This window comes from Leifsonia sp. (assembly GCF_051955155.1).
GTDB lineage: Bacteria > Actinomycetota > Actinomycetes > Actinomycetales > Microbacteriaceae > Leifsonia.
Map to the genome: position 1 here is coordinate 24,915 of NZ_JBQCGZ010000001.1, position 17,975 is coordinate 42,889.

The following is a 17,975-nucleotide window of genomic DNA, read 5'->3' on the forward strand; positions in this document are numbered from 1 at the left end:
GCCGTGCGCCGGCGTGTTGCGTGAAGAACTCCGGAAGCGATGGCGGCGCGGCTCGGGTCGCTAAGGTGAGGGAGGCGTCGAGAGCGAGGGAGCGGGATGGCGACGAGCCAGCAGGTGGATGCGCTGCTGCTGTTCGTGTGCGGCGCGCTGACGCTCCTGATCGTCCCCGGCCTGGCGTTCTTCGTCGGCGGTCTCTCCGGCAGCGTCGGCACCGCGAGGACCGTGCGGTTCGCGGCGACGGGAACCGCGATCGTGGTGCTGCTCGGCGTGCTCGGCGGCGTCGGAATGCTGGTCGGCGACCCGCTCGTCGCGCAGCTGATCGGCCGTCCCGACCCCGGCCTCGCGTCGGTCCACGGCGTGTACCCGCTTGCCAGAGCCGGCTACCTGCTCGCGGTGTGCGCGGTGTCGGTGACGATCGTCGGCGTCGCGGTCGCCTCCCGGATCGCCTTCCGCGCCTGGATCGTGTTCGTGGTGCTGTGGTGCCCGCTCGTGCTGTTCCCCGCCGGCTACGCGGTGTTCGCCCTGGACGACGGCTGGGCCGTGTCCGGCCTCGGCGCGATCGACTTCGGCGGTGCGCTGCCGGTCGGCATCGCCGCGGGGGCCGCCGCCGCCGGCATCATCCTGGCCTGCGGGCGGGCCGAGCATCCCGCCGCCGGGGTCAGGAGCATGCCGCTGGTGGCGATCGGCGGCGCGCTGGTCTGGGTCGGCTGGCTGGGCCTCGCAACCGGCTCGGAAGGGGCGCTGGACCGGTTCACGCCGCTCATCGCCGTCAACGCCTTCCTGGCATCTGCGAGCGGCTGCCTGATGTGGATGCTCGTCGACCGGGTGCTGCTGCGGCGGCCGACCCTGGTGAGCGCGTTCTGCGGCGCCTTCGCGGGCCTGGTCGCGATCACGCCGGCGTCCGGCGTGCTGACGATCGGCTGGGCGCTGCTGCTCGGTACGCTCGCGGCGCTCGCGTGCGCGACGATGGTCGACGTCGCCGCGCGCGCCCGGTTCGGCGCGGCCATGACGCTGACCGTGATCACGACGGCCGCGAGCCTGGTCGGGCTGCTGTTCGTCGGGCTGTTCGGCACCGGCGGCGGGATGGTCTACAGCGGCAACTTCGACCTGTTCACCGCGCAGGGGATCGCCGGTTTCGCCGTGCTGATCGGCTCGTTCCTCGTCTCCACCCTGCTCGCGCTCGCGCTGCGGTTCACGATCGGCCTCAGCAGGGTCCGCTATCGTGCGAGGCGTGGCATCCCGGATCCTGAGCGCGCTGTCGAGGCTGTTCGCTCCGAAGGCCCGTCCGCCGGAGCGCACTGACGAGGAGCTCTCGCCCGGCCGCTCCGGTGCCGCGGCGACGGTGCAGGTCGACCCGCGCCGGCTCGGCCGCATCCGCACCTCCTACAACCCCAGCACGGATGGCGACGCCGACCCGGGCGAGATCGTCTGGACCTGGGTGCCGTACGAGGAGGCGGACGGCCGCGGCAAGGACAGGCCGGTCCTCGTCGTCGCGGCCGAGCCGTCCGGGTCGGTGCTGGCGGTCGCGCTGACCAGCCAGGAGCATCCCGGGCGACCCGACTACCTCCCGATCGGGTCCGGCGACTGGGACGGGCGGCACCGCCCGAGCTTCGTCCGCATCGACCGGGTCTTCCGCGTGCAGCAGGCGGGGATGCGCCGGGAGGCGGCAGCGCTGGACCGGAGCCGGTTCCTGGCCGTTCGCGACGCGCTGAACGCCCGCTACGGCTGGCGCTGACCCGCCGCCAGGCGCGGTGTCCGCTCCGCGGGCCGCCTGCATGACGAACCGTGAACCGGCCCGCGCGCGGGGCCCGCGCCGTCACTACAGTTGCCGCATGGCTGACGACTGTTCGCGCCCCCTCGACTTCGAGACCCGCCAGATCCACGCCGGCGCGGTCGTGGATGCGGAGGCCGGCGCCCGCGTCACGCCGATCTACCAGACCGCCGGGTACGTCTTCGACAGCTTCGACGACGGCGAGGACCGCTTCGCGGGCCGGGCGCGGAATCGCGCGTACTCGCGCAACGAGAACCCGACCAACGCGGTCGCCGGCCGCCGCATCGCGGACCTGGAGGGCGGGGTCGACGGGATCCTGGTCGCCAGCGGCCAGGCCGCCATCGCCGCCGCGATCAGCGCGCTCGCCGGAGCAGGCGACCACGTGCTCGTCACGCGGTCGCTCTACGAGGGCACCCGCGAGATGTTCCGCGGCGTGCTGAAGCGGCAGGGCATCCGGTTCGAGGAGGTGCCGGACGACGCGGACGACGCGGACTGGGCGGCGCGGTTCCGGCCGGAGACGCGCGCGGTCTACACCGAGTCGCTGCCGAACCCGCTCGGGCAGGTGGTCGACATCGAGCGGATCGCGCGGCTGGCGCACGCCGGCGGCGTCCCGCTGGTGGTCGACAACACCGTGCCGACGCCGTACCTGGAGCGGCCGATCGAGTGGGGAGCGGACATCGTCATCCACTCGACGTCCAAGTGGCTCTCCGGCCACGGCTCGGTCATCGGCGGCGCGATCGTGGACGGCGGCCGGTTCGACTGGGCCGGGTCCGGCCGGTTCCCGCAGCTGACCGAGCCGCCGCGCCCCGGCGTCGCGTCGTTCGCCGACCGGTTCGGCGCCGGCGCATTCCTCGCGTACCTGCGCAGCGTGATCGTGCTGGAGTACGGCCCGACCGTCCCGCCGACCTCCACGTTCCTGCTGCTGCACGGCATCGAGACGCTGTCGCTGCGGATGGACAGGCACGTCGCGAGCGCGCAGGCCGTCGCGGAGCGGCTCGCCGCGCATCCCGCCGTCGCGCGCGTGCGCTATCCCGGACTCGAGGCTGACCCGTTCCACGCGCTCGCCGCACAGTACCTGCCGCGCGGCGCGGGGTCGATCGTGGCGCTGGACCTCGCCGGCGGCCGGGAGGCGGCCCGGCGATTCATCGACGCGCTGCGGCTGGTGTCGCCGATGACCCACATCGGGGATGTGCGCACGCTCGCCATCCACCTCGGCAGCACCATCCACGCCAAGCTGACCGAGGACGAGCGCCTGGCCGCGGGGATCACGCCGGGCCTGATCCGGCTCTCGATCGGGCTGGAGAGCGTGCGGGACATCCTGGACGACCTGGAGCAGGCGCTGGACGTCGCACAGCGGGGATGAGGGGCGTGAGGGTACGGGGCGGGGGTCGCGCCGTCAGCCCGCGGCGACCGTGAGGGGCCGCGCGCCGACCGTCTCCACGGTCCGGGCGATGCGTCGCACCGCCTCCAGCACGGTGGAGGGGTCGCAGGCCAGGTTGATCCTGGCGAAGCCGCGCCCCTGCTCCCCGAACGCGAGCCCGGAGTTGAGCGCGACGCGGCCGACGTCGATGAGCGTGCGCGCCGGGTCGTCGCCGAGCGCGGTGGCGCGGAAGTCGAGCCAGACCAGGTAGCCGGCGTCGGCCCGCACGGCGCTGACGGCCGGGGCGTTCGCGGCCAGCTCGGCCTCCAGCAGCCGCTGGTTCTCGACGATGCGCTGCAGCAGCGCGTCGCGCCAGCCGAGGCACGACAGCGCGGCGACGTTGGCGTGCAGGCCGAGGATGCTGGTGCGTGCGGCGAGCTCCTCGGGGAGCCGGGTGAGCAGGGTGGCGCTCGCGGGCTCGGCGGCGACGACCACGGCGCACTTCAGCCCGGCCAGGTTCCAGGCCTTGCTCGCCGAGGTGACGGTGACGGCGCGTGCGCCGGCGGCGCGCGCGACGGGCGCGAACGGCGTGAACCGGGCCCCGGGATGCGCGAGCGGCGCGTGCACCTCGTCGCTGACGACGAACACCCCGTAGCGGGCGGCGAGACGGGCGAGCGCCTCCAGGCTCTGCCGGCTGTGACATCGCCCGGTCGGGTTCTGCGGGTTGCACAGCAGCAGGGCGTCGGCTCCCGCGGCGAACGCGGCCTCGATGTCGTCGAGGTCAAGGCTCCAGCCCGCCTCCTCGCGCAGCGGCACCGTGACCGCGACGGCGTCCGCCTCCTCGATCATCTCGAAGAACGGCGGGTAGACCGGGGGAGTGAGCACCACCCGGCCGCCGGCCGGCGGCAGCACCAGCCGCAGCGCCTCCACGACGCCGACTGTGACGTCGGTCGCGATGTGCACCCACTCCGGGTCGACGCCCCAGTGCCACGAGCTCCACGCGAAGTCGGCGAACGCCGGCCCGAGCGGGCCTGCGGAGTCGAGGTAGCCGGTGTCCGAGTTCCGCAGCGTGTCCGCGACCCGGTCCAGGATGGCCGGCTCGACGTCGAAGTCCATCTCCGCGACGAACACCGGCAGCACATCGGCGGGATAGCGGCGCCACTTGATGCTCGACCGGGAGGCGAACAGCTGCTCCAGGGGTCGTGCCGGTGCGAAACTCATTGCGACACTGTGCCGCAGTCCCCGCCCGCGCGCGAGTGCCGCCGTCATGGGGCGTAAGGAAGCCGGCCGACCGATGGCCCGGGAGTGCCCCGCGGCCTCGTCAAGCCGGCCGGGTGTCGAGTTCAGCGCGCGACCATGCCGTCGCGGACGGGTCTGCGCCGATTTGGCTCCCCGTGCTGGGGCTTTTCCGTCCGTGCAGCCTTTGTCCCGTCGCATGGACACGTCAGGGGGCCTGTGCTGGACTTCGAATCCACCGGTCCGCGTGGCCCTCCAACGAAGGAGACGAATATGGCAGAGTCGCGTGCTCATCTCGCGAGGAACAGGCTCGGAGTCGGGGCGATCGTCTTTCTCGTCCTTGCAGCGGTGGCGCCGATGACGGTGCTCGTCGTCGTGCTTCCGCTCGCGATCGCGCTCGGCAACGGCGGCGGGATCCCCGTGGCCATCCTGCTCGTGGCGGCGGCGCTGCTCTTGTTCGCGATCGGCTACGCGCAGATGACAAAGGAGCTGACGAATGCCGGCGGCTTCTATGCCATCGCAGTGAAGGGGTTGGGCAGAGTCGCCGGGCTCATCACGGGCATCATCGCCACGATCGGCTACAACGCCTTCGTCGCCGGCGCCCTCGGCACCATCGGCTTCTTCGCCGGAATGGTCGTCGTGCCGCAGATCACGGGAGGCGCGGTCACCCTCGACTGGTTCTGGACCGGCCTCGCTCTCTTCGCCGTCGTCTTCGTTCTCGCCGTCTCGGGAATCCACGTCAGCGCTGTCGTGCTCGGCGTCGCCCTCGTGCTCGAGGTCGTCATGGTCTGCACCTTCAGCATTTCGGTGCTCGTGCGAACGGGCTTCGACCCGGCGGTCTTCACGCCACAGGTGATCACGAGCGGTTCGCTGTGGATCGGCCTGCTGCTGGCGGCGACCGCGTTCATCGGCTTCGAGGCCACCGCGCTGTTCGGCGAGGAGGCGAAGGACCCCCGTCGAACCATTCCCCGGGCGACCTACGCCGCCATCATCGTCATCGGTCTCATGCATGCGATCGCCGCCTGGGCGATCGTCAGCGCTCTCGGCGTGAACGACGCTCAGAGCCAGGCCGTCGAGCACATGGAAGCCGGCGATCTGACGCTCGTGATCATCGGCGACTACCTCGGGGAGTCCGGCGTCATCATCGCCCTGGTCCTCGTGGTCGTCAGTCTCTTCGCCGCGCAACTCGCGTTCCACAACTCGGCAGGCCGTTACCTCTTCTCGCTCGGGCGGGCGCACGTGCTGCCGGCCTGGCTCGCCAGAACGAACGCACAGGGATCCCCGCAGCGGGCGCTTCTCGCGAACTTCATCTTCGCGGTCCTCATCGCGGCGATCTTCAGGACCGTGTTCCCCGACGTCCCGTCGATCGCGACACTGGTGCCCGTCGGTCTCGGATTCGCCACCCTCGCGATCGTGATCGTTCAGGCGATCGCCGCGCTCGCCGTGGTCGCCCACTTTCGCGCGCGACATGACCCTCGCTGGTGGAGCACATTCGTCGCACCCGGGCTCGGGTTCGTTGCGCTCGCGGTTCTCAGCACGATGGCCGTCGTCAATTTCGGGACCGTGGCGGGCTCCGATGAGCCATACGTCCTGGTGCTTCCGTGGATCCTCGTCGTCGCGGTCATCGGAGGAATCCTGTACGGCGCTCATCTCAGGTCGCGAAAGCCCGAGGTCTACGAGCGGCTCTCGGAGGATCTCGAGAGATTCGATGAGGAACTCGCCGAGTCCGCCGCGGAGAGCAGAGCGGTGCGGGATCCGGCCGATTCGGAGCCGGGCGCCTCGTGAGCGACAGCCCCATGGTCGTCAGCCCTCATCCCTTCGCGCGTTTGACTCCGGTGTGGAACGCCGATACGGTGCACAATCACCGACCAATCGTTCAGGTGAGGCCGGCTACAGCGACGTAGACGGCGTGATCCGTGAGGTGAGTTCCATGCAGAGTCGCGGCGAATCGGCTCCGACAGTCGTGCGAACGGCGGCCTTCGAGCGCTACTGCGAAGCAGTGAACACGTCGTTCGTTCCCCTTCAGGTTTCCGCCGAGTCTCCACGGCCGTTCTCCGGCGCTCTGGCGACCGCACGAGCGTGCGGCGCTCACTTCACCGAAGTGGATGCCACGCCCCAGCTCGTCACCCGGACGGCGGAGACGATCGAACGCGGGGGCAGCGGCTTCTACAAGGTCAGTGTCATGCTGTCGGGGTCCTCTGTGCTCATCCAGGACGGTCGCGAGGCGGTGATGCGCCCGGGCGACATCTCGTTCTACGACACGTCCCGGCCGTACTCTCTTCTCTTCGAGGAGTCCTTCCGCGACCTCGTCATGATGTACCCCAAAGACCGGCTCATGCTGCCGAGCGCCTTCGCCGACTCGGTGACGGCGGTCTCGCTGCGGGAGAAGCACCCGCTGTCGAGTGTGGTCGCGGACTTCATCGGACAGGCGTCGCCCCAGCTGCGTACCCTCCCGCCGGCAACTCGGACGAAACTGGCGCACGCGAGCATCGAGCTCATGACCACGCTGCTGTCCGCCATCCTGGACGTCGAATCGACCGCGCGCGATCCGCACGAGGAACTCCTGCAGAAGATCAACGCATACATCGACGCGAACCTGGGGTCGCCGGATCTCTCGCCGCGGAGCATCGCCGCAGCGCACTTCATCTCGCTCAGGCATTTGTACGCCCTGTTCGCCGAGCACTCGACCTCCGTCTCGCGAGTGATCCGCGACAGGCGGCTCGAGTGCTGTCGCGCCGATCTCTCCGACCCCCGCTGCGCGGATCAGCCGGTCGCCAGGATCGCCGGCCGCTGGGGGTTCGTGGACCCGGCCCACTTCAGCCGGGTGTTCAAGAAGAGCTACGGTATCTCGCCACGGGACTTGCGACCGACGCCGTCGCGGCGCGCCTTCGCATCGCGGTGATCGAGTTCCGCCTGCACGTCTCCCATTCTCCGGCAGGCTAGCGCCGACAGTCGTGCCGGGGAGGGCGGCCGGGCGGCGAGCGGAGGCGGCGACACCACTTGACCGCCGGTGCACAGCCGGGGGACTTTTTGTCTGGCGTTGCTCATCGCTCCGGCTCACCGCCGCCGAGGCTCGCGGACAGGGGAGGCTGGGTTCAGCACGCATCTGCTCAGAGCCGAGGAAACCGATGACGCACGCCCCCGATACGACGCACACCCACGGTCAGCGGGTCAGCACACCTGTCCACGCGCAGCATCCGCTCGATCCGCTCAGCGCGAGTGACATCTCGAGGATCAGGGAGGTCCTGCACGAAGCGGGGCTGCTGACCGAACACGTGCGGGTGGCGATGCTGCTCCCCGTCGACCCGGCCAAAGCCGCTCTGGCGAAATGGCGGCCGGGGCAGCCTTTCGAGCGACGAGCGCGCGCGACCCTGATCGACCGGTCGAGCGGCGAGCATTCGGAGGTGCTCGTCTCGATCACACCGGGCGCGGTCATCACGAGGTCCGTGCTGCCGGATACCCCGGAACGCGGTCAGGCCGCTGTTCTGATGGAGGAGTTCTTCGAGGTCGCCGACATCGTGAAATCCGACGCGGGATGGCGCGCGGCGATGAAGCGGCGCGGGCTCGCCGAGTACACGAAGACGTGCTTCTGCTCGCCACTGGCTCCCGGCTACTTCCCGGAGGAGTCCGGGAACGAGGGACGCCGGTTCCTGCGTTCGCTCACCTACCTCGTGCCGAACGAGGGGGACAGCCCGTGGGCGCATCCCGTGGAAGGGCTCATCGTGAAGGTCGACATGGTCGAGCGGCGCGTGTTCGAGATCTACGACGAGGGTGCCATCCCGACCCCCATGGAGCACGGGAATTACGGTCTCGCCGCCCAGGGCCCGGCGCGGACCAGCCTGAAGCCGATCGAGATCACCATGCCGGAAGGTCCGAGCTTCTCTGTCGACGGCAACAGTGTGCAGTGGGAGAACTGGAAACTGCACGTCGGCTTCAACGCGCGCGAGGGCCTCGTTCTGAGCACGGTCTCGTGGAGGGACGGTGATGAGGACCGCTCCGTCCTCACCAGGGCGAGCATTCCGGAGATGGTCGTGCCATACGGCGATGTCGACGAGACCAGATACTGGGTGAGCTATTTCGACGCCGGCGAGTACCTGCTCGGGCGTAACGCGAACTCCCTCTTGCTGGGGTGCGATTGCCTCGGTGTCATCCACTATTTCGACGCCTTCGTGAACGACGACCTGGGCAATCCGGTGAAGCTGGACCGCGTCGTCTGCATGCACGAAGAGGATTACGGGATCCAGTGGAAGCACACCGATCTCGAAGGCCATCCCGACACCCGCCGGAGCCGACGCCTTGTGATCAGCTACTTCGCCACGGTCGGCAATTACGACTACGGATTCTTCTGGTATTTCTACCTCGACGGTTCGATCCAGGTCGAAGCGAAGGCGACGGGCGTTGTCTTCGCCGGCGCGGGCCTGCCAGGAACGGACAGCCCTCACAACACGGAGGTCTCGCCCGGCGTCTTCACTCCGGTGCACCAGCATCTGTTCTCCGCGCGGCTCGACGTCGCCATCGACGGCGAGGACAACACGGTGCACGAGATCGAGGCGGTGCCGTTGCCGATGGGGCCTCTCAACCGGCGTGGCAACGCCTTCACGTGGTCCGACCGGCAGCTGAAGGACGAGGCCTCGGCGAAGCGTCTCGCCGACGGGCTCCGCGCGCGAGTGTGGGATGTGCGGAGTGCGCATCGGAAAAACCACGTCGGCAGGCCGACCGGGTACCGCCTCATCCCCGAAGGGAAGGCGCCGTTGCTCGCCCAGCCCGGGTCGACGGTGGCGGCCCGCGCGAACTTCGCGACGCGGCACCTCTGGGCGACGCGCTATGCGGAGGACGAGATCTTCCCCGCAGGCACGTATCCGAGTCAGAGTTCCGGTTTCCAGGGATTACCGGCCTGGACGGCGGCCAACCGCAGTATCGACGGCGAGGACATCGTCCTGTGGCACCAGTTCGGGCCGACGCACTTCCCGCGTACCGAGGACTGGCCGGTGATGCCTGTCGACTACTCCGGATTCTGGTTCAAACCGCACGGCTTCCTCGATCAGAACCCCACCCTGGACCTGCCGGACGACGCTCGCAGCGGGCACGGCGACGCGTGCTGTGCGGGAGGCGACTGCGCCTGCCGATCATCCCAGCCAACGAACACGAAGGAGTGAACCGAATGTCACGTTACAACGAGCTTCTGCAGGCCATCACGGTGCGGGAGGGCGGCCGCGAGGTGCACGATCCCGCGACCGGGGAGCTGATCGGACGCGTCCCGGTCCAGTCCGCCGCCGACGTCGACGCGGCCATCGACCGTGCGCGCGCCGCGCAGCCCGCATGGGCTGCGTTGAGCGACGAGGAGCGCGTCGGCCACCTGAACCGGATCGCCGATGCGATCGAGGCGAACGCCGAGGCGCTCGCCGAATTGCTCTCACGTGAGCAGGGCAAGCCGCTGAACGGACCGAACGCGCGCTTCGAGGTGAGCGCGTGCGCCGCCTGGACGCGGGTTCCCGCCGCCACACCGTTGCCGGTGGAAGTCGTCATCGACGACGGCGAGACGTACGCCGAGATGCACTACCGTCCCCTCGGCGTGGTCGGCGCGATCACGCCGTGGAACTGGCCGATGATGATCGCGATCTGGCAGATCATCCCGGCGCTGCGCATGGGTAACGCCGTCGTGCAGAAGCCGTCCGAATACACCACACTGTCCGGACTCGCCCTCGCTCACGTGGTCAACACGGTTCTTCCGGACGGCGTGCTGAACGTCGTCGCCGGCGGCGGCGACCTGGGATCGCGCATCGTGGAAAGCGACCTGGTCGAGAAGATCATGTTCACGGGTTCGACGCGCACGGGGAAGAAGATCATCGAGGCGAGCTCCGGCAGCATCAAGCGGCTCACGCTCGAGCTCGGCGGCAACGACGCGGGGATCGTGCTCGACGATGTCGACCCGGAAGCGATCGCCGAAGACCTCTTCTGGGGCGCCTTCATCAACACCGGACAGACCTGTGCGGCGCTGAAGCGCCTCTACGTGGCGGACGCGATCTACGACAGCGTCGTGTCGGCGCTCGCCGAGGTCGCCGCGCGGATGCCGATGGGCAACGGCCTCGATGAGGAGAATGTGCTCGGCCCGCTGCAGAACGATATGCAGTTCGAGATCGTCGACCGTCTCGTCGCGTCGGCGAAGGCCTCTGGTGCGCGCGTGGTGCTGGGCGGCGATCCCGACCGCGATGCGGTCGGCTACTTCTACCCGACAACGCTGATCGCCGATATCGACCCGCACAACGACCTCGTCGTCGAGGAGCAGTTCGGTCCTGCACTGCCGATCGTCCGCTACACCGATCTGGATGAGGCCGTGCGCCTGGCCAACGAGCTCGACGCGGGCCTCGGCGCCTCGGTCTGGTCGTCCGACCGGGAGCGCGCCCGTGAGCTCGCCGCTCGGATCCAGGCCGGCACGGTCTGGATCAACTCGCACGGAACCATCAACCCGTTCGTCCCGTTCGGCGGAGCGAAGCAGTCGGGCTATGGGCTGGAGTTCGGGGTGGCCGGCCTGAAGTCCGTTGCCCAACCGCAGATCATCCAGGGTTAGCCGTGAGGACAGGACCGGAGGTATGCGCATGAACGCGCATACGCGTCCGATGATCCGGCGTGACCGGGCATCGGCGGCGCTCGGGCTGCGGATAGAAGTCGACGACCCGGGCGAGGCCGCGGTCAGCATGGTCGTGCGCGACGACATGCTCAACGGGTTCGCCATCACCCATGGCGGCATCGTGTTCGCACTTGCCGACACGGCGTTCGCCCTGGCCTGCAACGAAGACGAGCGGGTGACGGTCGCCGCCGGGGCCGACATCTCGTTCCTGAAGTCCACGACCGTCGGCCAGACGCTGACCGCTCACGCATCCCGGCGCGTCGTGAGAGGTCGCACCGGGATCTATGACGTGACGGTCGTCGACGAGGCGGGCGATGTCGTCGCCGAATTCCGCGGCCGTTCTCTCACGACCGACCGCCCGCAAGCAGGCTGACCCCCACCTTCCGGAGGACCCCATGTCACACACGACGAACGCTTCCGCGATGCCCACCCTCGGCGATGTCGACCCTGCGCTGATCACCCGCGATGAACTGCGCCAGCTCCAGCTGAAGCGCCTGCGGTGGACGGTCCGCCATGCCTACGACAATGTGCCGCTGTACCGGCGCAAATTCGACGAGGCGGGTGTCGGACCCGACGACCTGCGCACGGTCGACGACATCCGACGCTTTCCCTTCACGACCAAGGCTGACCTCCGCGAAACCTACCCGTTCGGGATGTTCGCCGTGCCGATGGAGCGGGTCGCGCGCGTCCATGCCTCGTCGGGTACAACCGGTCGGCCGACTGTCGTCGGCTATACGGCGGGAGACCTCGAGCGCTGGGCGACGCTCGTCGCGCGGTGTCTGCGCGCCGCGGGAGTACGTCCCGGTATGAAGGTGCACAACGCCTACGGGTACGGGCTGTTCACGGGAGGGCTGGGCGCACACGCCGGGATCGAGAAGCTGGGCGCCACCGTCATCCCGGTATCCGGCGGCAGGACCGCGCGCCAGGTGCAGCTGATCACCGACTTCGAACCGGACGCCATCATGTGCACGCCGAGTTACCTGCTCGCGATCGCCGATGCGAGGGTCGAGGCCGGCATCGACCCTCGCTCGACCTCCCTGAAGGTGGCCATTCTCGGCGCCGAGCCGTGGACCAACGAACTCCGCCGGGAGATCGAGCGGCGGCTCGGCATCGAGGCTGTCGACATCTACGGCCTCAGCGAGGTCATGGGACCCGGCGTCGCGAACGAGGCCGTCACCACGAAGGATGGTCCGCACGTGTGGGAGGATCACTTCCTGCCCGAGACGGTCGACGGCGACACCGGCGCGCAGGTGGCGGACGGTGAGATCGGGGAGCTGGTGTTCACGTCGCTGACGAAGGAGGCGTTCCCGGTCATCCGGTATCGCACGCGCGACCTCACCCGTCTTCTGCCGGGGACCGCGTTCCCCGCGATGCGGCGTATCGAGAAGATCACCGGGCGCAACGACGACATGATCATCGTCCGGGGCGTGAATCTCTTCCCGACCCAGATCGAGGAACTCGTCCTGGGCATCGAGGCGCTCACACCGCATTTCGTCCTGGAGTTGCGCACGAGCGGTCGCATGGACGCGATGACCGTCCGGATCGAACGGCATCCGTCCCTCGAACGCGCTGTCTGCGAGACGGCTGCGGTCGTGCTCCAGCAGCGCATCAAGTCGCACATCGGTACGACTGTCGACGTGGTGCTCGTGGAGCCGGGGGAGCTCCCGCGCAGCGAAGGAAAGTACCAGCGGGTCTACGACTACCGCTGAACGCTGGGGCCGACGATCCCGGACGCGGGCACAGCAAGAACCCCCCGGCGCGTGCCGGGGGGTTCTGTCGCTGGTGGTGGGCGATACCAGACTCGAACTGATGACCTCTTCCGTGTGAAGGAAGCGCGCTACCAACTGCGCCAATCGCCCGTGCGGACCGCGGCCGGTCGCCCGGCTGCGAGATTCGATACTAGCCGACGCGGGGGCCGGAATGCACATCGGCCGGCCGTCGGGCGGGTCGCGCTCCGCGACACACCCGGACGGCGCGTCCGGTTTTGTCATCGGCGTCGGGATCGGCTAAAGTCATTCAAGTGCCGCGGGAGACCGCGGAACGAAATGCGGATGTAGCGCAGTTGGTAGCGCATCACCTTGCCAAGGTGAGGGTCGCGAGTTCGAGTCTCGTCATCCGCTCGAGCCGGCCCGGTTTCTGAACGATTCCGGGCCTCTCGAATACGGTGAACAACCCGTTCGGTGGATTGGCCGAGAGGCGAGGCAGCGGCCTGCAAAGCCGTATACACGGGTTCGAATCCCGTATCCACCTCGATCCTGATTCGTCAGGCTCGGGCGATTGGCGCAGCGGTAGCGCGCTTCCCTGACACGGAAGAGGTCACTGGTTCGATCCCAGTATCGCCCACAGAGAGAAACCCCCGGGAGACCGGGGGTTTTCTCATTGCACCGATGTAGCGGCGACCCGCCGCGGTCCAGCATGGCGACATGTCGGCTTCAGCCTTCCGGTCATCGTGGCCGCCTTGGCCCGGCAACCGGGATGCGTTGCCGGGCCGCCGTCGCACGCCATGCCGTCGTCAGGGCCTTCCGCCCCGCGCTCGCGGATCGTCCAGCTTCTCGGGTCCATCCGTCGATGCGTTCCCGGCACTCTCGACGTCTGCCAGCACCTCGGCAGCGACTTCCCCGATCCGCCGCGGGTCGTGACCGAGCGTCAGACGGAGATCGTCCGTCTGGTGCGCGAGCAGCCCTGCCGCCGCCGCCGCATGCAGCGGTCCGAATGGGCCGGCGTCGGCGACAGCGACATCCCGGTGGTCGACGGGCCGCTCCAGCAGACCGCCCAGGACGGCTGCGAGCTCGGCATACGTCCACGCCGGCCCACGCAGCTCCAGCAGCCCCTCGTGGGGCGAGCCTAGGACCAGCCGTGCGGCGGCGTCGGCGAGATCGGCGATGGACGCGGTGGCCAGCGGCTGGGACGCCGTGGCCGACGCGATCGATCCGTTCCGCGCCTGCTCGAGGGCTGCCGACACGAAGGGCTCGGTGTAGAACCCGTTGCGCAGGATCGTCGTTCCGCCGCGTGCGCGCAGCGCGGCTTCCGTCGCCGAATGGGCCGGGTCGCGCTCGGCGCCCTGGATGCTCGTGTAGACGATGTGCTCGAGCGACGTCGCGGCGGCGACGACAGCGCGATGCTGGCGGAGCCGCTCGCCCGGATCGAGCACCGGGCTCGAGACGAAGAGCAGACGATCGATTCCGCGGAATGCTTCCGCGAGGCGCAGAGGATCCGCGTAGTCGGCGATGCGCGCATCCACTCCGATCCGTACGAGTCGATCGGCGGCTTCTGGCGTGCGGACCAGCGCGTGCAGTTCCGCGGCGGGATGGAGGGCGAGCAGGGAACGGACGGCGGCGCCGCCCAGACGGCCGGATGCGCCGGTGATGAGGATGTGGGTCATTGCGTGCTCCTGACGAGTTGACGAAAGCGGTGAGGGGCGCGGGAGTCGGAGACTCCCGGCCGTCACGAGCCCGTCGCCGCGCGCACGCGCGAGAGCTGAGCCGTCAGGGGCGTGCGAGGATCGCGATTCGAATGGTCATCCGCCGCAGACACTACCGCACAGTGTCGAGCTGCAGCACACCGACCTGTCATCGCGCCCGATGCTGCGACGTGGACGTGTGAGCCGAAGGCGGTGCGCGGGGGACCGTGCAAGGTCACCGTGGCGGACGCGATGCCAGAATGAAGCACAGAGACGATGGGGGCAGCGACGGCGACGGAATCGAACGACGCGACACAGCTGCAGGCATCCGTTGCAGAGAGAAACCCCAGGAACGAGGGGTTGTTGCAGTTAGGGTGCCGCGCAACTCCCCGAGACGTCCTCGCCCGGTCGCGTTCCGAGGACGGCCGCACCGGTGTACGGGCCGACCGGGCCTTCGCGAAACGGAGCACGGCGCGGCCCCCGCGGGAGACGATGTCGTATTGGCCGGCCGAGAAGGCGTTGTACGCGTCCACCGGGAGGGAGCCGCCGCAGAGCATCACGGGGTGAAACAGCATCCCGTCCTGCTCGAGGATGGCGAGGCTGGTGTGGTGCCAGGTGAAGGAGCGGACGACGACCGTGTGGCCGGGGACGGTCAGCGGGCGGTACCCGTACGAGGAGGCGAACGCGGCCGCGATCAGGAGCACGTAGCCGACGGGGACGGCGGCCGCGAGCAATACCCCGGCGATGAGCCGCACGAGGACCCGAACGGGAGCCCAGCGCAGTCGGCCCACCAGCACGATCGCCTGGATGAGGGCGATCGTGCCGCTCGCCGCGGCGAACAGGAGCAGCAGCAGGCCGAGTTGCATGCCATCGAGGGTTCCCACCAGGAGCACATCCGGGTTCCCGGTCTCGACCGAGTCGAGCAACACACCGGAGGCGGTCAGCGCCGCGAACAGCCCGAGGGGCATCCACCCGAGAACCGCTCGCCACCGCACAGCTCCAGCCTGTCGCCGCCGACGCCGCCGCGCATCCACCGGACGACGGAGGCGGCTCCTTCGCGCGGACTATCCGCGCCGGGGCCAGGAGATCTGCGGGTTCGTGTCCGCCGCTTCCGGCAGGAACCAGACGAGCGCCAGCGTTGCCAGGACGGCGGCCCCGACGACACCCAGGAGGATGAAGGTCGGCCAGTACGGCCGCAGGCAGACGGCGACGATGGCCAGGGCGACCGGAATCCACCCCATCAGGAGGAGGCCACCGAGCACGAAGAGCCGGCCCACGATGTTCCACTGGGTGAGGAAGAACGCGTCGTAGGCCGCCATGAGCAGCAGCACCAGCACGGCGCACGCGACGAGGACGTTCGCCGCGATCGTGCGGCGGCGGGAGCGGATCCGATCCCGGGCGGCGACACTCTCGCGTTCTGCTATCGACATCCATCAACCCCGACCGTGGACGCTCCGGATCCGGTCAGCCGATCGCCTCCTCGAGTGCGCTCTGCAGACGCTCGTCGACGGCGATCGAGACCATCCCCTCGTCGTCGATCGAGGAGACCCGGCTGACCTCGCCGTCACGGGAGAACAGGATGTCGGCCGAGACGACGCCCCCGGGCGGGGGCCCGCTGCGGAGGACCTGCATCGTGATCTCGAGCAGCTGCTCGACCGCGGGCAGCGTCTCGGCTCCGGTGACGGGCAGCGCGATGAGCACGTGCCGGTGCGGGATCGTGATGAGAGCGCCCCGCGGCGCTTCGCCGATCACGGCGGGGAGGTTGGCGGCCTTGGACGCGGTGAACATCGAGTCGCCGACGATCACCTGGATGCCGGGAGCGGGCTCGAAGCGGCGGTCGACGGGCTCGCCGTCGGTGTTGCGCTGACCGTAGGCGTACAGCTCGTCCAGACCCACGGCGAGCCGGTCGACGTCGGCGTCGGAGACGAACTGCACGGTCGTCGGGAAGTCGATGCAGAGGGCGAGGATGAGCTCGTCGGTGAACCGTCGCGCGTAGCGGAACGTCGGCTCGCCCGGCGCGCCCTCGCCGCCGGGGAGGATGCGGGTGCGCACCTGGCCGCGGAGCTCGTCGGCCGACAGTCGATCGATGGCCGGGGTGCTCCGGGCGTCGATGAGGTTGCCGATGTGCTCGGCCACGATCTGCACCGCCTGGTCGGCGGTCGCTCCGTGCGTCTTCGCGAACGCGTTGAAGAGCGGGTACCGCTGTCCGTCGGCGGCCACGAGAGTGACGTCCTCCGGCTCTCCGGCGTGCTCGATCGTCGTCTCGATGCCCCGCTCGGCCAGGTTCCGCCGCGCGATCGCCGTCACCCACTCGATGCGGTCCTCGGGCTGCGGCTCCTGTGCGCGGCGTCGGAAGAGTCCCATCGTCATTCCCCTCTGTTCGTGTTCACGAGTCGTTCTCGCCGTCTCCCGGCTCCGGCCGCGCGTCCACCTGTCGCAGCCATCGGGAGATGTCGTGTTCCCCCGGCCTCGGGGTCTCCGGGAAGCCGGCCAGCCGGACCTCGAACGCGGCCCCGTCGGCGAGCGTGACGCGCAGCCAGTCCCCACCGCTGCAGGAGGCGCCGACACCCTCCGCGCTGCCGTCCGAGAAGGCGAGGCAGATCTGGTACGAGCCCGTGCCGCGCACGAGGTACAGCGAGCGTCCTGCTGCCTCGCCCTGATACCGCGACGTCGACAGGTCGGCATCCTCGATGACGTCGGCCACGGCGGACGGCAGCTCGTCCCGTGCATGCCGCTCGCCGTCGAACGGCGTGGGCGGCGCGACGCATCCCGTGACCGTGACCGCGACCAGCACCGCGAGCGGTGCCGCGACCAGCGCGGCGATGTACCCCCTCATATCGACCCCCCTGGCGCGAGCGTAGCAGCGGGAGGGCGGATGTCTCCGAGCCCGCTCCCGCGCGCACTAGGCTTGTGCCATCCCTTTTCCCAACGACACAAGGAGTGGACAGGTGGCCGACGGCTTCGAGCTCTTCACCGACCGTTCCGTTGTCGCGATGCGCGTCAACGGTGAGCTGAAGGATCTCGCGACGACCGTCACGACCACCGACACGGTCGAGCCGGTGACCATCGACTCGCCCGACGGCCTCAACATCCTGCGGCACTCCACCGCGCACGTGCTCGCGCAGGCCGTGCAGGCGATCAACCCGGAGGCGAAGCTCGGTATCGGGCCGCCCATCACGGACGGCTTCTACTACGACTTCGACGTCGCCGACGCGTTCACCCCGGAGGACCTCAAGGCCCTCGACAAGGAGATGGCGCGCATCGTGCGCGCGGGTCAGCGCTTCGTGCGCCGGGTCGTCACCGACGAGGAGGCGCGCGCCGAGCTCGCGCACGAGCCGTTCAAGCTCGAGCTCATCGGGCTCAAGGGCCACGCCTCCGACGGCGGCGACAACGAGTCCGTCGAGGTCGGCTCCGGCGAGCTGACCATCTACGACAACGTCGACCCGAAGACCGGCGAGACCGTCTGGAAGGACCTCTGCCGCGGCCCGCACCTGCCGAACACCCGCATGATCGGCAACGGCTGGGCGCTCACGCGCGTCGCCGCCGCCTACTGGCGCGGCTCGGAGAAGAACCCGCAGCT

At 69.5% G+C, this 17,975-nt stretch carries 15 protein-coding genes, 4 tRNA genes and 1 pseudogene; 13 read left to right on the forward strand and 7 right to left on the reverse strand.

Features of this window, described 5'->3' with window-relative positions; translation table 11 throughout:
- Positions 1–96 precede the first annotated feature (96 nt).
- The 3 genes from ACTHMF_RS00110 to ACTHMF_RS00120 all read left to right on the forward strand — a co-directional run bounded on the left by ACTHMF_RS00110 (position 97) and on the right by ACTHMF_RS00120 (position 3,134).
- A complete protein-coding gene (locus ACTHMF_RS00110) occupies positions 97–1,302 on the forward strand; it encodes an ammonium transporter (protein WP_440315800.1) in 1,206 nt (401 codons plus the stop codon).
- Complete coding sequence (locus ACTHMF_RS00115) at positions 1,232–1,735, forward strand: type II toxin-antitoxin system PemK/MazF family toxin (protein WP_440315801.1); 504 nt, start codon at positions 1,232–1,234, stop codon at positions 1,733–1,735. The genes ACTHMF_RS00110 and ACTHMF_RS00115 overlap by 71 nt, the downstream gene beginning before the upstream one ends.
- A gap of 97 nt (positions 1,736–1,832) precedes the next feature.
- Entirely contained in the window at positions 1,833–3,134 is a 1,302-nt protein-coding gene (locus ACTHMF_RS00120) for an O-acetylhomoserine aminocarboxypropyltransferase/cysteine synthase family protein (protein WP_440315802.1), read from the forward strand.
- Between the two features lie 33 nt (positions 3,135–3,167).
- Here the strand turns inward: ACTHMF_RS00120 and ACTHMF_RS00125 are convergent, their stop codons facing one another.
- Positions 3,168–4,352 (reverse strand): MalY/PatB family protein, encoded by a 1,185-nt coding sequence (locus ACTHMF_RS00125; RefSeq protein WP_440315803.1) that lies wholly within the window; start codon positions 4,350–4,352, stop codon positions 3,168–3,170.
- Between the two features lie 135 nt (positions 4,353–4,487).
- On the opposite strand from ACTHMF_RS00125, the gene ACTHMF_RS00130 reads away from it, so the two are divergent.
- From ACTHMF_RS00130 to paaK, 6 genes are all read left to right on the forward strand, one after another.
- Positions 4,488–6,152 carry an APC family permease gene (locus tag ACTHMF_RS00130; protein ID WP_440315804.1) on the forward strand — a complete coding sequence of 555 codons (1,665 nt, stop codon included), beginning with the start codon at positions 4,488–4,490 and terminating at the stop codon, positions 6,150–6,152.
- Positions 6,153–6,276: 124 nt separating this feature from the next.
- Positions 6,277–7,269, forward strand: a complete 993-nt coding sequence (locus ACTHMF_RS00135; protein WP_440315805.1) for a helix-turn-helix domain-containing protein — start codon at positions 6,277–6,279, stop codon at positions 7,267–7,269.
- Between the two features lie 226 nt (positions 7,270–7,495).
- A complete protein-coding gene (locus tag ACTHMF_RS00140; protein ID WP_440315806.1) occupies positions 7,496–9,523 on the forward strand; it encodes a primary-amine oxidase in 2,028 nt (675 codons plus the stop codon).
- Positions 9,524–9,528: 5 nt separating this feature from the next.
- Positions 9,529–10,935: an aldehyde dehydrogenase family protein gene (locus ACTHMF_RS00145; RefSeq protein ID WP_440315807.1), complete on the forward strand. Its 1,407-nt coding sequence runs from the start codon at positions 9,529–9,531 to the stop codon at positions 10,933–10,935.
- Positions 10,936–10,957: 22 nt separating this feature from the next.
- Positions 10,958–11,368 (forward strand): hydroxyphenylacetyl-CoA thioesterase PaaI, encoded by a 411-nt coding sequence (gene paaI, locus ACTHMF_RS00150; protein WP_440315808.1) that lies wholly within the window; start codon positions 10,958–10,960, stop codon positions 11,366–11,368.
- 49 nt (positions 11,369–11,417) lie between these two features.
- The gene (paaK, locus tag ACTHMF_RS00155) at positions 11,418–12,704 is read left to right on the forward strand and encodes a phenylacetate--CoA ligase PaaK (protein WP_440315809.1); all 1,287 of its coding nucleotides are present in this window, start codon (positions 11,418–11,420) and stop codon (positions 12,702–12,704) included.
- A 74-nt stretch (positions 12,705–12,778) separates the two neighbouring features.
- Here the strand turns inward: paaK and ACTHMF_RS00160 are convergent.
- Positions 12,779–12,854: transfer RNA gene (locus ACTHMF_RS00160), tRNA-Val, on the reverse strand.
- Between the two features lie 188 nt (positions 12,855–13,042).
- On the opposite strand from ACTHMF_RS00160, the gene ACTHMF_RS00165 reads away from it, so the two are divergent.
- From ACTHMF_RS00165 to ACTHMF_RS00175, 3 genes are all read left to right on the forward strand, one after another.
- Positions 13,043–13,115: transfer RNA gene (locus ACTHMF_RS00165), tRNA-Gly, on the forward strand.
- 59 nt (positions 13,116–13,174) lie between these two features.
- A tRNA-Cys gene (locus tag ACTHMF_RS00170) sits at positions 13,175–13,245 on the forward strand.
- 21 nt (positions 13,246–13,266) lie between these two features.
- Positions 13,267–13,338, forward strand: a tRNA-Val gene (locus ACTHMF_RS00175).
- 169 nt (positions 13,339–13,507) lie between these two features.
- Here the strand turns inward: ACTHMF_RS00175 and ACTHMF_RS00180 are convergent.
- The 5 genes from ACTHMF_RS00180 to ACTHMF_RS00200 form a co-directional block, all read right to left on the reverse strand.
- Positions 13,508–14,377 (reverse strand): NAD(P)H-binding protein, encoded by an 870-nt coding sequence (locus ACTHMF_RS00180; protein WP_440315810.1) that lies wholly within the window; start codon positions 14,375–14,377, stop codon positions 13,508–13,510.
- A 62-nt stretch (positions 14,378–14,439) separates the two neighbouring features.
- Positions 14,440–15,363, reverse strand: a complete 924-nt coding sequence (locus ACTHMF_RS00185; RefSeq protein ID WP_440315811.1) for a hypothetical protein — start codon at positions 15,361–15,363, stop codon at positions 14,440–14,442.
- 96 nt (positions 15,364–15,459) lie between these two features.
- Positions 15,460–15,825: a hypothetical protein gene (locus tag ACTHMF_RS00190; protein ID WP_440315812.1), complete on the reverse strand. Its 366-nt coding sequence runs from the start codon at positions 15,823–15,825 to the stop codon at positions 15,460–15,462.
- Positions 15,826–15,859: 34 nt separating this feature from the next.
- Entirely contained in the window at positions 15,860–16,759 is a 900-nt protein-coding gene (locus tag ACTHMF_RS00195; RefSeq protein WP_440315813.1) for a hypothetical protein, read from the reverse strand.
- Positions 16,760–16,781: 22 nt separating this feature from the next.
- A complete protein-coding gene (locus ACTHMF_RS00200) occupies positions 16,782–17,231 on the reverse strand; it encodes a hypothetical protein (RefSeq protein WP_440315814.1) in 450 nt (149 codons plus the stop codon).
- Positions 17,232–17,388: 157 nt separating this feature from the next.
- Between ACTHMF_RS00200 and thrS the strand changes: the two are divergent.
- Positions 17,389–17,975 (forward strand): annotated as a pseudogene (gene thrS / locus ACTHMF_RS00205) (threonine--tRNA ligase); the annotation flags it as partial.

Coding starts and splice junctions, on each gene's coding strand:
- paaI (WP_440315808.1), top strand. CDS start 10,958: ATGCGCATGAACGCGCATACGCGTCCGATGATCCGGCGTGACCGGGCA.
- ACTHMF_RS00145 (WP_440315807.1), top strand. CDS start 9,529: ATGTCACGTTACAACGAGCTTCTGCAGGCCATCACGGTGCGGGAGGGC.
- ACTHMF_RS00195 (WP_440315813.1), bottom strand. CDS start 16,759: ATGGGACTCTTCCGACGCCGCGCACAGGAGCCGCAGCCCGAGGACCGC.
- ACTHMF_RS00180 (WP_440315810.1), bottom strand. CDS start 14,377: ATGACCCACATCCTCATCACCGGCGCATCCGGCCGTCTGGGCGGCGCC.
- ACTHMF_RS00120 (WP_440315802.1), top strand. CDS start 1,833: ATGGCTGACGACTGTTCGCGCCCCCTCGACTTCGAGACCCGCCAGATC.
- paaK (WP_440315809.1), top strand. CDS start 11,418: ATGCCCACCCTCGGCGATGTCGACCCTGCGCTGATCACCCGCGATGAA.
- ACTHMF_RS00130 (WP_440315804.1), top strand. CDS start 4,488: ATGCCGTCGCGGACGGGTCTGCGCCGATTTGGCTCCCCGTGCTGGGGC.
- ACTHMF_RS00140 (WP_440315806.1), top strand. CDS start 7,496: ATGACGCACGCCCCCGATACGACGCACACCCACGGTCAGCGGGTCAGC.
- ACTHMF_RS00185 (WP_440315811.1), bottom strand. CDS start 15,363: ATGCCCCTCGGGCTGTTCGCGGCGCTGACCGCCTCCGGTGTGTTGCTC.
- ACTHMF_RS00200 (WP_440315814.1), bottom strand. CDS start 17,231: ATGAGGGGGTACATCGCCGCGCTGGTCGCGGCACCGCTCGCGGTGCTG.
- ACTHMF_RS00125 (WP_440315803.1), bottom strand. CDS start 4,352: ATGAGTTTCGCACCGGCACGACCCCTGGAGCAGCTGTTCGCCTCCCGG.
- ACTHMF_RS00190 (WP_440315812.1), bottom strand. CDS start 15,825: ATGTCGATAGCAGAACGCGAGAGTGTCGCCGCCCGGGATCGGATCCGC.
- ACTHMF_RS00110 (WP_440315800.1), top strand. CDS start 97: ATGGCGACGAGCCAGCAGGTGGATGCGCTGCTGCTGTTCGTGTGCGGC.